Annotated in this window: 13 protein-coding genes; 7 read left to right on the top strand and 6 right to left on the bottom strand. The window is 60.1% G+C overall.

What is annotated here, in order from left to right:
• Positions 1–19 precede the first annotated feature (19 nt).
• Positions 20–1264, bottom strand: a complete 1245-nt coding sequence (locus B0G75_RS04805; RefSeq protein ID WP_106301138.1) for a Crp/Fnr family transcriptional regulator — start codon at positions 1262–1264, stop codon at positions 20–22.
• Positions 1265–1730: 466 nt separating this feature from the next.
• On the opposite strand from B0G75_RS04805, the gene B0G75_RS40505 reads away from it, so the two are divergent.
• The 7 genes from B0G75_RS40505 to B0G75_RS04775 all read left to right on the top strand — a co-directional run bounded on the left by B0G75_RS40505 (position 1731) and on the right by B0G75_RS04775 (position 7869).
• Positions 1731–1880 (top strand): hypothetical protein, encoded by a 150-nt coding sequence (locus B0G75_RS40505; protein WP_181309163.1) that lies wholly within the window; start codon positions 1731–1733, stop codon positions 1878–1880.
• A gap of 62 nt (positions 1881–1942) precedes the next feature.
• A complete protein-coding gene (locus tag B0G75_RS04800) occupies positions 1943–2293 on the top strand; it encodes a DUF4148 domain-containing protein (RefSeq protein ID WP_106301135.1) in 351 nt (116 codons plus the stop codon).
• A 117-nt stretch (positions 2294–2410) separates the two neighbouring features.
• Positions 2411–3205 carry an alpha/beta hydrolase gene (locus tag B0G75_RS04795; protein WP_106301131.1) on the top strand — a complete coding sequence of 265 codons (795 nt, stop codon included), beginning with the start codon at positions 2411–2413 and terminating at the stop codon, positions 3203–3205.
• A 560-nt stretch (positions 3206–3765) separates the two neighbouring features.
• Positions 3766–6111, top strand: a complete 2346-nt coding sequence (locus tag B0G75_RS04790) for a TonB-dependent receptor (RefSeq protein ID WP_106301128.1) — start codon at positions 3766–3768, stop codon at positions 6109–6111.
• Between the two features lie 27 nt (positions 6112–6138).
• Complete coding sequence (locus B0G75_RS04785) at positions 6139–6786, top strand: MotA/TolQ/ExbB proton channel family protein (protein WP_106301125.1); 648 nt, start codon at positions 6139–6141, stop codon at positions 6784–6786.
• Positions 6783–7181 (top strand): biopolymer transporter ExbD, encoded by a 399-nt coding sequence (locus B0G75_RS04780; RefSeq protein ID WP_106301122.1) that lies wholly within the window; start codon positions 6783–6785, stop codon positions 7179–7181. Before B0G75_RS04785 ends, B0G75_RS04780 begins: the two co-directional genes overlap by 4 nt.
• A gap of 85 nt (positions 7182–7266) precedes the next feature.
• The gene (locus B0G75_RS04775) at positions 7267–7869 is read left to right on the top strand and encodes an energy transducer TonB (protein WP_258194221.1); all 603 of its coding nucleotides are present in this window, start codon (positions 7267–7269) and stop codon (positions 7867–7869) included.
• A gap of 45 nt (positions 7870–7914) precedes the next feature.
• Here the strand turns inward: B0G75_RS04775 and B0G75_RS04770 are convergent, their stop codons facing one another.
• The 5 genes from B0G75_RS04770 to B0G75_RS04750 form a co-directional block, all read right to left on the bottom strand.
• Positions 7915–8415, bottom strand: a complete 501-nt coding sequence (locus B0G75_RS04770) for a lysozyme inhibitor LprI family protein (RefSeq protein ID WP_106301116.1) — start codon at positions 8413–8415, stop codon at positions 7915–7917.
• 380 nt (positions 8416–8795) lie between these two features.
• Positions 8796–9647: a carbohydrate ABC transporter permease gene (locus B0G75_RS04765; protein WP_012426475.1), complete on the bottom strand. Its 852-nt coding sequence runs from the start codon at positions 9645–9647 to the stop codon at positions 8796–8798.
• 10 nt (positions 9648–9657) lie between these two features.
• Entirely contained in the window at positions 9658–10635 is a 978-nt protein-coding gene (locus B0G75_RS04760; protein ID WP_106301113.1) for a carbohydrate ABC transporter permease, read from the bottom strand.
• Positions 10636–10878: 243 nt separating this feature from the next.
• Positions 10879–12132 (bottom strand): ABC transporter substrate-binding protein, encoded by a 1254-nt coding sequence (locus B0G75_RS04755; protein WP_106301110.1) that lies wholly within the window; start codon positions 12130–12132, stop codon positions 10879–10881.
• A gap of 90 nt (positions 12133–12222) precedes the next feature.
• Entirely contained in the window at positions 12223–14205 is a 1983-nt protein-coding gene (locus tag B0G75_RS04750) for a beta-galactosidase (protein ID WP_106301107.1), read from the bottom strand.
• Positions 14206–14213 lie beyond the last annotated feature (8 nt).

Below are 14213 nucleotides of genomic sequence, written 5' to 3'. Positions count from 1 at the left end.
GCCGTTTGCGTGTTGCGCGTCAGGCGTCCAGATTGGAAAGCGGCGCAGCCGTGGCTGCCGGAGCTTTGATTGCTCGCACGATCTCTAGAAAGCGTTCTTCGATCTCGGCGATTTCGAGTGGATCGATCTTGATCTCCCGACGCATGACCCACGACACTTCTTTCTTTCTCGCCTCGGTCATCACCGAGAGCAACCGCTCGGCGATCGGCTGGCCCGTCACGGCGGAAAGCAGTTTCGCGAGGTCGTATGTGTCGAACGCGCTCACCGCTTCGAACAAGGTTCGCTGGTCGACAAACTCCAGATCGTCGAGCGACTTCAGGTCGGTCAAACCGCGGGTATTGCGGCGCGAGAAATAGCTGATGCCTTTTTCCTCGACGTAATTCAACACCTTGCTCTTGCGAAACGCAAAAAGGTCTTCCGCGATTTCCGCGTGGGACAGCTTGTTGAGAATCACCTTCTTCTCGACGCCAATCAAAGCTTCCAGGTCGTCCAGTTCGATCAATTCCAGTTCGCTGCTGATGGAGAGATCGAGATCGTGGTCCGCTACCTGTTGCGCACGCTCGGTGATTCGCACGGGATCGAAGGTGACCAGTTGCCGGCTCGTTGCGCCGTCCTGCGCGGAATAGCGCGCCGAGGCGGTGCTCGGGCGATCGGTCCGGCCGGGTTCAAGCGAGACGAGATTCAGTTTCTCCATTCGTTTGAGCATGGCCATCACATGCGGACGCGAATGGCCGGCGATGGCATGGCACTTTCTGATTACGTCAGGCAGAGGCACCGAGAATTCCTCCGCTTGCGCGCGACGCATGCGGCCGTCCTGCCTGTCGGCATTCTCGCCGCCCGCCATCAGCGAAAGGACATGCGCGTAGGACACGACACCCGGCAGAAAGTCCGCGTGCGTATTGGTGGCGAGGACATCGTCCTTCTTTTTCACCCGCCGGATCAGCGTGCGTACGATATGGCGAAGCAACGGCGAGACGCGTTCGAGTTCCTCCTCCACGACGTTCGCCGCGATGACGGTCAACTGGCAGAAGCTCAGTGCCTTCGCGGTGTGCGCTCGTGGTTCGGGCGGCAGCAAAGCCGCCTCGCCAAAAAACTCACCTTTACCCAGCGTGGCGAGAATCACCTTCTTCTCGTCGCACTGGGTGGAGATTTCGACTTTGCCATCCGCAATGACGTAGACGACGGCGTCGCCCGCAAAGCCCTCGGAATAGATGACTTCGCCCGGAGCCGCTGTACGCGACCATGGCGATCGTTGGTGATTCAAGATGATTCCCCCCGAAGAGCGATTTCCTCGTCCGCGCTTGCCGTGTAGAAGCTCGCGCATGTCCGATGGTCCAGATTATTTGACTGGATAACGACATGCAAAACGCAAAGCTTTAATAAATGTAATCGTCAGACTTAACGGCGCAAACGTTTGGGAGCCCGACTGGATAAGGCTTTCCGCGATACCGGTTTTTTCTTCGACAGCAGGAACACCCGTCGTCCGCGCGTCGAACGTTCAGGAAAATGTAAGACTCAAATTTTTCTATACGACAGCGAAAAAAATTTGGAATAAGAGGAGACCCGATGTGTTCGCCCCTACAAGACAGCGACAAACGCTGCACGGTAGTGACGAAACAGGCATGTACGCGCGGCTCTCATTGCAAGCGAGTCATGTTGGTGGATAAGCAAAGACGTGGCTTCACTTAATTCGCAAGGCATCTTCAATCTCTCACTAGTTAGGCATCCAAATGAAAAGCAAACTTTCCGTCATTCTCTCGCTGATCGTTCTTGCTTCGGCAGGTTTCGCCACCCAAGCTTCAGCGAAAGAACATATGCACACGAACACGCAGCAGTGTGTCGGCCCCGCAGGCTTCTGCACGCCGTACTTCGGCAGCTAAATCAGCACTCTTCAGGCAATCGTTGCCTCTCTACTCATCGCATTTATCAAGGAATTTTTATCATGAAAAAAGCTCTTGTTTGTTTCGCTCTCGCCGTCGGCACGTTGGCCGCCCCTGTTTTGAGCTTCGCACAATCGAATGGCCCCGTCACACGTGCTGAAGTTCGTGCCGATCTGGTGCGCCTCGAACAGGCTGGCTACAACCCTTCGCTTGGCGACGACGCTAATTATCCGGCTGCCATTCAGGCAGCCGAAGCAAAGGTCGCCGCGCAGACCGCTCCGCAAACGACACAGTCGTCGTACGGTGGCGTGGCGCAGAACGGCAACTCTTCGTCCGGCATGGGCAAGCACGCGTCGACAGATTCCAGCTGCGTCGGCCCCGTCAGTTTCTGCAATGTCTACTTCGGCAGCTGAATGACACGTATCGGGAATCCTGTTTCGCCCTTCATTTCAACAGGATTCCTACTTTTATAAAGCGATTTGAAAACATCTTTCCACAAATAATTTCTTACTTATAAACCGGAGTATGTCATGAAAGTTTTGCCTCTCGTCGCCACGGCCTTGTCGTTGTCAGCGGCCCTTTTCGCCTCTACTGCCGCGATGGCGCAAGACGCTCAACCGCAAACCGCGCCCGTCCACAACATTGTTCTCGTACACGGCGCGTGGGTAGACGGCTCGGGCTGGAAGCCGGTCTATGACAGGCTGACCAAAGACGGTTATCACGTCACCATCGTGCAGGAACCTCTGACATCGCTCGACGACGACGTCGCCGCAACGAAACGCGTGCTCGATCAGCAGGACGGCCCGACGATTCTCGTGGCTCACAGCTACGGCGGCTCCGTCATTACCGAAGCCGGCGTGCACCCGAAAGTGGTGGGCCTGGTGTATGTGGCCGCGCACGCACCGGCCGTCGGCGAAGATGAAAGCGACCTTGGCAAAGGCATGCCGAGCTACACATCGAAGCAACCGGGCGCCATCATGAAGACCGGCGACGGATACACTTATCTGAATCCTGCGGATTTCCCGAAGGATTTCGCTGCCGATCTGCCACTCAAGGAAGCGCAGTTCGAATCGCACGCGCAAATTCTGACGGCCGCGAAAGTCTTTTCGGCGCCGATAACGGTCGCGGCCTGGACGAGCAAGCCGAGTTGGGGCATCGTGGCAGCCGACGACAAGATCATCAACCCCGATCTCGAACGCTGGTACTACGCACGCGCGCACAGCCATACGACGGTGATCCCGGGCGCAAGCCACTCGGTCTATGAATCGCGACCGAAAGAAGTGGCAGCCGTCATTGAAGACGCGGCGAAGCACGCGCGGTCCTGAACTGCCGTGTCGACAATCCCGAGCCATTCGAAGAGCGTCATTTCACAAGGCAATCGCTCTCTGCCCGCCACGCTGCCCTCAGCGTGGCGATGCTCGTGGCTCGTCAACAAGCCACACCCTGAACTTTAGCGCCCACGGCTGGAACTGCGTCGCATCTGAAATGAACCGCGTCGTCAGCGAGAGCAACGGCTGCCTGCTCAAATCGACAAAAGCGTCCGGTACGCGATCAAAACCGCCTCCCCCGCCGCATTAGCCGGCACGCGAGACCCACGGCCAATAAGACGCATTGAACTACGCCGGCTGCCCAAAACCGGCTAACCACGTAGCCGTGAATTGCCCCCGCCATCTCATCCCACGCCTCAAAACCAACGCGCCATCAATTTGTCATTGTTTTCCGCGAATGTAATGATATAACATTCCGGCGGCGAAGCAAAAGATTATCGCGGCTGAAAGGAGATCCACCCCGCGAGTCGCAGCAGCACACGTCAGCCTCAGCAAAACCGTCGACCAAGACAGAGCAACGCACCCACCCAGTCGCCAACACACTCGAACACATAACGATGAAAATCCGCACGCGCGTCTCTTTTGCAGCTTTGCTGCTGTTCGCCATGGCCGCCCGTGTCCATGCTGCGACTGACGAAAGTTCAGTAACCGGCGCAGTCACAGACGCAGCCGGCCAACCCGTCAACAACGCCACGGTAATGGTGCAGAACGCGAGCGGCGCCGCTGTCAGTGAGGCGAAAACGAACGCCGAAGGCCGCTTCTCCATCGCGCACCTGACCCCGGGCACCTATGCGATCGCCGTCACCGCACCGGGATTTGCAAGTGGCAACAGCATCGCCACCACGAGCCCCGGCGCGGAAAGCACTGTCAGCGTTAGTCTTGCGAAGAGCGGCACACTCGACGTTCAGGTGAACGCGAAGCGACTGGACAGAGCGCGTAATGGGTTGTTGCCCGAAACCGGCAGCAGCGTGTACCGCTTCAGCCAGGCCGATATCGAAGCGCTACCCGCGGGCCAGGACACGCCACTGAATCAGGTGCTGCTTCAGGCGCCCGGCGTGGCCAGCGATTCATACGGACAACTGCACGTGCGCGGAGACCACGCCAACCTGCAGTACCGCATCAACGGCATCATCATTCCTGAACCGATCAGTGGTTTTGGGCAAGCGCTCGACACGCGCATCATCGACCAGGTCAATCTGCTGACCGGCGCGTTGCCGGCACAGTACGGTTACCGCACGGCCGGTGTCGTGGACATCCGCACGAAGACGGGTGACGCGGGCAACGGCGGCACCGTCGACGTGTTCGGCGGCAGCCACCAGACCCTCAAGACCAGCGCCGACGTGTTCGGCACGCAAGGTCCGTTCAGCTACTTCTTCAGCGGCTCGCTCGGTGTCAACAACCTCGGCATCGAGAATCCGACTGCAAGCGCGAACGCGCTGCATGACCACACCCGTCAGGGCGATGCGTTCGGTTATATGTCATACATCATCAATCCGATCACGCGAGTGAGCCTGATGTTCGGCACCACGAGCAACCAGTTCGAAATTCCCAACACGCCCGGCCTGCAGACCAATTTCACGCTCAACGGCAACAACACGTTCGATTCGAGTCAGTTGAACGAAACGCAATCGGAGTTGAACAATTTTGCGGTGCTGGCGCTTCAAGGCACCAACGGCGGCGCCCTGGACTATCAGGTCGCGCTATTCACCCGTTACACGCGAACGCAATTCAATCCCGATCCGGTGGGCGACCTGCTTTTCAACGGCGTTGCGTCCCAGGACTTTCACAGCAACTCGGCTAACGGTGCGCAAGTCGACACCACGTGGCGACTCAACGAAAAGCATACGATTCGCGCCGGCCTGTTTTTCCAGCAGGAACACGCTGTATTCGACGACAGCGTCGACGTCTTCGCAGCCGATGCCGACGGCAATCAGCTATCGGATCAGCCCTTCAACATCCACGACTCGAGCAGCAAAACCGGCTACCTGTACAGCGCATACTTGCAAGACGAATGGAAAATCACCGACAAGCTCACGCTCAACTACGGGCTGCGTTACGACAGGATGGATGAGTACGTCAGCGCGAGCCAGTTGAGTCCTCGCATCGGGCTAGTCTATGCGCTGACACCGACCACCACCTTTCACGCCGGCTACGCGCGCTACTTCACACCGCCCGCATTCGAACTGGTGTCAGGGTCCACCATCAGCCGCTTCAACGGCACCACCAACCAGAGTCCGTCGAGTCAGAACGATCAGGTGCAACCGGAACGCAGTCACTATTTCGACCTCGGCGTCACGCAGCGTCTCGGTTCGAACGTGACGATCGGCATCGACGCCTACTACAAAAAATCCACTAACCTGCTCGACGAAGGTCAGTTCGGCTCCGCCCTCATCTTCACGCCGTTCAACTATCAGTACGGACGCGTGTACGGACTCGAGTTCACCGCGAACTACAAGCAGGACAACGCGTCCGCCTATCTGAACTTCGCCTACAGCCGCGCGCAAGGCAAACAGATCGACTCGGCTCAGTTCAATTTCGAAGCGGACGAACTTGCCTACATCAACGACCATTGGGTGTATCTGGATCACGACCAACGCATCACCGCGTCATTCGGCGGCACGTATGACCTCGGCAGAACGACATTCACCTTCGACGGCCTGGTGGGTAGCGGCCTGCGAAGCGGCTTTGCCAACACCGATCACCTGCCCGTCTATGCGCAGATCAATCTCGGCGTAATCCAGCATTTCAACCAGCCCCTGGTGGGCAAGTTCGACGCGCGCTTGCTGGTCGTCAATGCATTCAACCGCGTTTATGAGTTGCGCGACGGTTCGGGCATCGGAGTGGGCGCTCCGCAATACGGCCCGCATTTCGCCGTCTACGCCGGTATCACCAAGCATTTCTAAATTTGTCACGCAGCAACGGGGTCGCTCATGCAAGATTGGACGAATATTCTGGCGGCGGTACGCGTGGGTGGATGGGTGATCTATCCGCTCACGGTACTTGCTGTTGTGGCGGTTGCGATCGTCCTCGATCGCGCCTACGTGTTTTTGCGTTTCGGCCGTCTGCCGCCGGGCACCGACGACGTGCATGAAATTCACATGCCCGCATCTTCCACCGACATGGCCAACGGATTAAGTCATGCACCGCGTCAGAACGCATTCAAACGTATGAGTACATCGTGGCGGCCCGATGTGTCCGTTCCGCTGTGGCTGCGCGAAGCCAATGCGCAATCGATCGCTTCGCAGATCGAGCGCGACATGAGCAGGGGTTTCTGGGTGCTGGAGACGATCGTCACGGCGGCGCCGCTGTTGGGCTTGCTCGGCACCATCGTCGGTATGATGCATTCGTTTCAACTGTTCGGCGGCACGGGGCTCGTCGATCCGGCCGGCGTCACCGGCGGCGTCGCGCAATCGTTGGTGGCGACGGCGATCGGTCTCGTCGTCGCGCTGTTCGCACTCTTCGCGTTCAACTATTTTTCCCGCCGGCTTGAACGCCTGATGGATGAACTCGAATCGTTCGCGACTGCGCGGCTCGGTGAAATACGTCTTGCCACGAGCGTCGCGGGAGCGCAGTCGTGAAGTTCAAGCGTTCGCGCGCGGCCAGACGTGGCCGCATCGAAATCATTCCGATGATCGACGTCATGTTCTTTCTGCTGGCGACGTTCATGCTCGCATCGCTCGCTATGCAGCGGCTCGATGCCGTCAAGCTGACGCTGCCTGCGGGCCGCGCGCAACAGATGGCCGAGCATGAGCCGCTAACCATCTCAGTCGACAGTCGCAACGAAATCTTCGTGAATCATCTGCCGGTGCGCCCCGATCAGATCGAGTCGACGGTGAAACGACTGCTGCGGTCCGACGCCAATGTCGTCATTGCCGCCGACGACGCAGCGGGCCACGGCGCAGTCGTGCAGGCCATGCTCGCCGCACGCCGTGCCGGCGCGGTGCGGTTTCTGATCGCCGTGCGTCGTGAATAGCGCGATGCGTCCGACCACTTCAATCGATGATTCGCCGACGCTTCGGATCGTACTGGCGATCGTCGTCGCCCTCGTAGTCTGGATCGTGTTTCTGCTCGCGCTTGGACATTGGCTCGACGCAACGACACCGCAGCGGGCACCAGACAAGCCGCTAGAGATGCGCGTGGTGGAACTCGATCCGCAGCCGCCAGTGCATCCCGAACCGGTGCCCACGGTCAAGCCACAGCGACCGGTCGAGCCACGTCAGCATGCTGCACCGAAACCCATTCAAGCACGCGCACCGCGGCAGCCGACACCGGACGTTCAGCCAACTCGAATCCTCGCGCCCAATGAACCCACCGCGTCCACCGAGTCCCCCGCGCGTTCACCTAACTCCCAAGAGGAACGACAAAGCACATCACAACCCACGCTCTCTCCCGGCGACACAGCCGCGCGCTCTATCGCGCAACCGTTACCCGAATTACCCGACGATCTACGCGAGCAAGCGTATCAAACCGTCGCGACCGCGCGCTTCGCGATTCATGTCGACGGCTCGGTCGATGTCGAACTGCTCAAGCCGACTCAAAATCCACGTCTCAACCAACTTCTCCTCGAAGCCCTACGCAAATGGCGCTTCTTTCCGGCATTGCAGGGCGGCCGTCCGATCGAGAGCAAGCAGGACGTCCGCGTGCATTTCAATGTGAGCTAGCGCGTCGAGGCATCGTGTCCGCCGCCGCGCCTTAACCACCGGCAACTACTGCGCACTGCCGGTCGTCGCATTCGCAACAGACTCGCCTTTCATCTTCCGAACCGCGTCGGCGGCCGAAGGCGCGAGGTTCTGTCCGGCCAGCGACGCGTCGAACGCTTCGTGGCGCGCCTGCTTCGCCTGCACGTAGTCGGCGTCCAGTTCGGCGATGCGGCGGTCGTACCAGCTCTTCACGCAAGCCTCATCGGTGCAGTTGTACTGACGCCAGAGCCATTGATGCGTACGTGCCGCTTCGAGCGCCGCCGTATCGAGCGTTGCCTCTTTCGCGCGTTGCCACGCGGCGGCAAGACGATCGTCGAGCGCCGACAGCGCCGGCTCCTTACAGACGATCTTTTCCGATGCGGACGACTTGCTCGTGCACTTGAAGCTTGCCGCGGACGCGTCCACAGCGAGCGTGGCGCCTGCGAGCAGCATGCCGATCGACAGCAATGTGGACGGCGTTGCGAGACGTTGAAGAGCGCGGGACAAAACGATGTTCAAGGTAGACATACCGGGCCTCTGTTCATGGAAATAACCAGGCTCAGGCGCGACGAGACTATGTCGCGACCTGCTGCCAGGCAATCAGGGATTGCGCTAGCTATGGCGGTAGATTAGCGGCCGCGAAATGCCGCGATGGTGGGAGAACACGCCGTGATTCAAAAGTGCTTACACGATATTTCCACGCCCGCCTATATTGAACCCGCGCGCCGAGGTCGATGTGCAACACGAGGCTGGCTGCCGGCAGTACGGGCCTGGCTTCTTCAACGGACCGTCAGCTGCAAATCGATTGTCGCGCTAATGCGCGCCGCGCTCATTGCGCTGCTCGGCATGCCGATCAAAAAAAAGCCCGCTATCGCGGGCGAACCTTCTCAACACGACACGCAACCACTTCAACCCTTCGTCGCCCCAAACGTCAAACCGGCGACAAAATGCTTCTGCATCGCAAAGAACATCGCCACCGAGGGCAATGCCGCGAGAATCGATCCCGCCGACACGAGATTCCACGCCGTGGTCCACTGCCCTTTCAACGCGGCTACGCCCACGGTAATCGGCGCGGCATCGTCACCTTGAGTCAGACACAGCGCCCAGAAGTAGTCGTTCCAGACGAACGTGAACACGAGAATCGCCAATGCCGCGAGCGCGGGCCGGATCAACGGCAGCACGATCTTGAAGAACACCGTCCATTCATTCGCGCCCTCGATGCGCGCCGCCTCGACCAGTTCGAATGGCAACTGCTTGATGAAGTTGCGCAGAAACAGCGCGCAAAACCCGGTCTGGAACGACACATGAAACAGAATCAGCGCGCTGACGGTATTGAACAGACCGAGTTGCAACGACAGATCTCGCACCGGAATCATCAACACCTGCACCGGCACGAAATTGCCCGCCACGAAGGTCGCGAACAAAGTCGAATTACCACGGAACCGGTAGATCGCCAGAGCGAAGCCGGCCATCGCCGCCAATGCAATCGAACCCACCACGGCAGGCACCGTGATCAACACGCTGTTCCAGAAGTAATGCAGCATGGGCGACGTGGTCAGCGCCTCGCGATAGTTATCGAACATCGCGAAGTGCTTCGGCCATCCCCAGTAGTTGCCCTCGCTCAATTCTTCCGTTGAACGCACGGACGTGACGAGCACGGCGATCATCGGCAGCAGCCAGATCAGCAGCGCGACCGGCAGCGTCAATTTGTACATGCGGCGAGTGGCCGGCTTCCATTTGTCGATGGGAATCGGAAACATGGTCGGCTCCTTATTGCTCGGCGCGCAGCATCCGCCGCAAGTGATAAACGATGTACACCAGCATGATGGCGAACAGCACGACCGCCACCGCCGCCGAATAGCCGATGCGGTAGTACTTGATCGCCTGGTCGTACATGTAATACGCGAGCACGGTCGAGCTTTCGAACGGCCCGCCGCTCGTCATCACCGAGATGAGATCGAAACTGCGCAGCGCGCCGATAATCGTCACGACAATCGCCATGAACGTGGTGGGCCGCAGTTGCGGCAGGATCACATGCCACAACATCGACCAGCCGCGCGCGCCTTCCATGCGCGCGGCCTCGATCTGCTCGGCGTTCAGCGAGGTTAGCCCGGTCAGATAGAGAATCATGCAATAAGCGGTTTGCGGCCACAGTGCCGCGAACACGATCCCGAACGTCGCATAGCGCGGATCGCCGAGTACTGGAACGCCGTGACCGAGAATCATCGCGAGCAGGCCGAAGGTCGGGTCGTAAAACCACGAGAAGATCAAGCCGACCACCACGCCCGACAACACGAACGGCGCAAAGAATAGCGATTTGACGATACGGATGCCGGCCACTGCCTGATTCAGATACAACGCGACGGCGAGTCCCAGCGGCGGGGCGAGCAGGAACAGCAGCAGCCAGATGACGTTGTTCTTCAGCGCGGTGTAGAACGTCTGCGCATGAAATAACTCGACGTAGTTCGCGAGTCCGACGAACGACGGCTCGCTCATTCCGTCCCAGTTGAAAAAGCTCAGGCGGATCGTGGAGAGGATCGGCCACACCACGTAGACGGCCACCATCACGCAGGCCGGCGCGAGGAACAGAAAAGCGGCGCGCCGCTGCCGGCGCGCGGTGGGCGACGGACCGCGCCGCCGCGAACTGGCCGGCTTGCCGCCGCGCACGGCGCCGCCCGGCGTGGGCAAGCCCGGGCCGCCGGCTTCAGCAGGACCGCTCACAGTGTGGCGGGTGACGGAATGCGACACGATCGTTCTCCTGTCGACCAGAGTTGGCGCTTTAGCGCTTACTCTGGTCCCATGCAAAGCTGTCGACCAGAGTTGGCGCTTTAGCTGTCGACTGGAGTTCGCGCTTTAGCGCGTTACTCCAGTCCCATGCAGAGCACTTACTCTGGTCCCATGCAAAGCTATCGATGGAGGTAGCGCTATAGCGCTACCTCCGGTCCATATACAACTCAATGCAACGAAAGACGGCCCCGCGGCCGCCGTCGCTCACTTCTTGTAGATCCGCTTGCGCGTCTGCTCGAGTTGCGCGAGCACGTCGTCGAGCTTCGTGGGGTCGGAGATGAACTGCTGCATCCCCTTCATGCCCTCGTCGGCCATTTCCTTGGTCATGTCGCGATCATAGAACTGCGCAATGCCGCCCTTGGTGTTCGCAAGAATCTGGAAGCCGATCCTGGAGATCGGATCTTCCGGTTCCGGCGACTTGCTGTTGGCCGACAGAGAGCCCAGACCGGTCGCCAGCTTCGCGCCGATTTCCGGCGTCTCGACGAACGCCAGGAACGTGTGCGCATCCGCCTTGTTCTTCGCCTTCGACGGAATGTGCAGCGACTCCACCGGGCCGTCTTCAGCGGTCGGCACCTTCGCGTCGATGATCGGGAACTGGAAGTAGCTCATTTCCGGCTTCACGTTCGGCGGAAAACCGGCGGTAATGAACGTGCCCATCAGCATCATCGCGGCCTTGCCCTGGAACAGGAACGGCTGCACCGAATCGAGATCGTAGGAGAGCGAGTTGTCGATGAAATAGCCCGCATCGATCAATTGCTTCCACGTCGTGTAGACCTTCTTCACGCGCGGATCGGTGTACGGAATCTCACCCGCCATCAGCTTCTGATGGAACGCGTTGCCATTCAAACGCAAGTCGAGATAGTCGAACCACCCTGCGAGTGTCCACGAATCGCGGCCTGCCACGGCGATCGGCGTGATGCCGGCGGCCTTCAGCTTCTTGCAGTCTTCGAGAAACTGATCCCACGTTTTCGGCTCGCCGCTAATACCTGCCTTTTGAAACAGATCCTTGCGATAGAACATGCCCCACGAGTAGTACACGGTCGGCGCGGCATACTGCTTGCCCTTATACGACGACGCCTCTTTGGTCGATGCATACATCTCGTTCCAGCCGTTCTTCGCCCAGTCTCCGCTCAGGTCTTCGAAAAGACCGCGCTGCGCGTAATAGGCCATGCGTTCGCCGTCATGCCAGTTGACGATGTCGGGCGCGACGGTCGTCAGCCAGCCGGGCAATTGCACCTTGTACGCTTCTTCGTCGACGAACGACACTTTCACGTCGATCCCGGGATGCGCCTTCTTGAAGTCGTCGATGACCGACTGCCAGACCGCGCGCTGGCTCGCGCCCTTGAACGCGATATTGGCCGTGAGCGTGCCCGCCTGTGCCGTGCTGACGGCAGACGTCCCCACCGCCGCGGCGGCCAGCGCGAGTGCCAGCAGAATCTTGCGTGGTTTGATTTTCATGTTGCCTGTCTCCTTGATTCCTTGATTTTGCGTCGTTGTCGTTACTGCATGGAATTTCGTTGGACACTGCGTCGGCGCATCAGGTCGTCATCATGATCGATAGACGGCCACGCCCTGCGGTTCGATCGCGTGCGAACCGAACACGAAGGCGTCGTCGGCTACGCCGGTGAGCGTATGCGTTTCGTCGCCGTAGTTGAAAACGTAGGTCAGCGCACCGCGGCGGCTCACTCGCACGCCGTCGCCGAGCGGCATCGTTTCGAGTCCCGCTTCGTGTGCGATCCGCGCGAACAGACGCACCGTGAGCGCGTCGTCGAACAGACTCGCCAGGTAGTGGAACGCGCCGCCGTGTACATACGCGGGATGGCCGTCCCCGAATCGGGCCCGAACCTCGAGCGAATCCGCCGCGTCGGTGTCGATGAAATCACGCCAGTGACGGGCGAAACCGTCTTCTCCGCTAGCACCTTCGCCGTCGGCGAGCCGCACTGCTTCTGTCACGTTCGGCCGCATCGATTCGACGCGCCACACGCGCAACGGCAATACCGAAGCCAGCGCGCCGGGCGGCAGGTTCGCCGGAATCTGCAAATCTTTGGTCTTCGAACCCGTGCGCGGACCAAGCACGACCTGCGCACCCGAACTCGCCAGACGCTCCGCAAACGCGTCGGGCACGACCGGCAGCGGCGGCACCACGATCAGGCTATAGCCGTCCAGCGGCGCGTCGACCGGCACGACGTCCACGTCGAGCCCAAGCGCGCGCAACGCCGAGTAATATTCGAAGGCGAAGCGCGGATAGTGAAAGTCCGCTCCCTGCGGATGAATCTCGAACAGCCACTTCGCCTCGTAGTCGTAGACGAGCGCGACCTTCGAACGGACCGCGGCGTCGGCGTCGGCATGCGCGGCGAGCACCGCGCGAATCTCGGCGGCAACTTGCGATGCTTCGTTGCCGCCCACGTCCAGGCGGTTGTCCGGCGTGTTCAAGCCTGCATGCATCTGCTCCTGCGCAAACGGCGCCTGACGCCAGCGGAAATACGACACGCAGCCCGCGCCATGCGCGAACGCCTCCCAACTCCACAGCCGCACCATGCCCGGCAGCGGCGCCGGATTCCACAGTGCCCAGTTCACCGGACCCGGCTGCTGCTCCATCACCCAGAACGGCAGCTTCGACATGCCACGATAAACGTCGTGATTGAAAGACGCGAAGTCCGGATGCCCGCTGCGCAGCCAACGCGCCTTCACCTCCGGCGCGAACCATTGCTCTTCTAGCGCGCCGAGCGGATAACTGTCCCACGTAGCCACGTCGAGATCGGCGGCGACCTTGTAGTGATCGAACTCGGTGAAGAGTTGCATGAAGTTGTGCGCGACCGGCCGCCCCGGCGAATGCGCGCGGATAATCTCGACCTGCATGCGGTTATAGCGCGCCACTTCGTCGGAGGCGAAACGCCGGTAGTCGAGGCGATGCGAAGGATGCGCTTCCGTCACGGTCGCTACAGGCGCGTCGATCTCGTCGAAGCTGCGGTACTCCATGCTCCAGAACACGGTGCCCCAGGCGCGGTTCAACGCGTCAATGGTTTGATAGCGCGCTTTCAGCCACTCGCGAAAGCGCCCGACAGCCGCCGGCGAATAACTGACCACAGTGTGGTGGCAGCCGAACTCGTTATCGGTTTGCCAGTAAGCGACAGCCGGATGCTTGCCATAGCGCTCGGCCACCGCCGTGCAAATCTTCTGCGATGCGGCGAAATAGGACGGCGACGAAAAGTCGTAATGACGCCGTGAGCCGAACGCACGCGGACGGCCATCGGCGCCGACCGGCAGAATGTCGGGATGGCGGTCGATCAGCCACTTGGGCGGCGTCGCGGTCGGCGTGCACATCACCACTTGCAGGCCCGCCGCGCCGAGCACATCGATCGAACGGTCGAGCCAGCCCCAATCGTATTCGCCCGGCGAGGGCTCAATGCGGCTCCAGGCAAATTCGGCGATCCGCACCTGCTCGATGCCGAGGGCTTTCATCCGGCGAGCGTCGTCTTCCCACATCGACTCCGGCCAGTGTTCCGGGTAATAACAGACTCCAAGGCGCATCCGAATAT

The organism is Paraburkholderia sp. BL18I3N2 (assembly GCF_003001875.1).
GTDB lineage: Bacteria > Pseudomonadota > Gammaproteobacteria > Burkholderiales > Burkholderiaceae > Paraburkholderia > Paraburkholderia phytofirmans.
The sequence above is the reverse complement of the archived record's forward strand: the minus strand, read 5'-3'. Positions and strand labels throughout refer to the sequence as shown.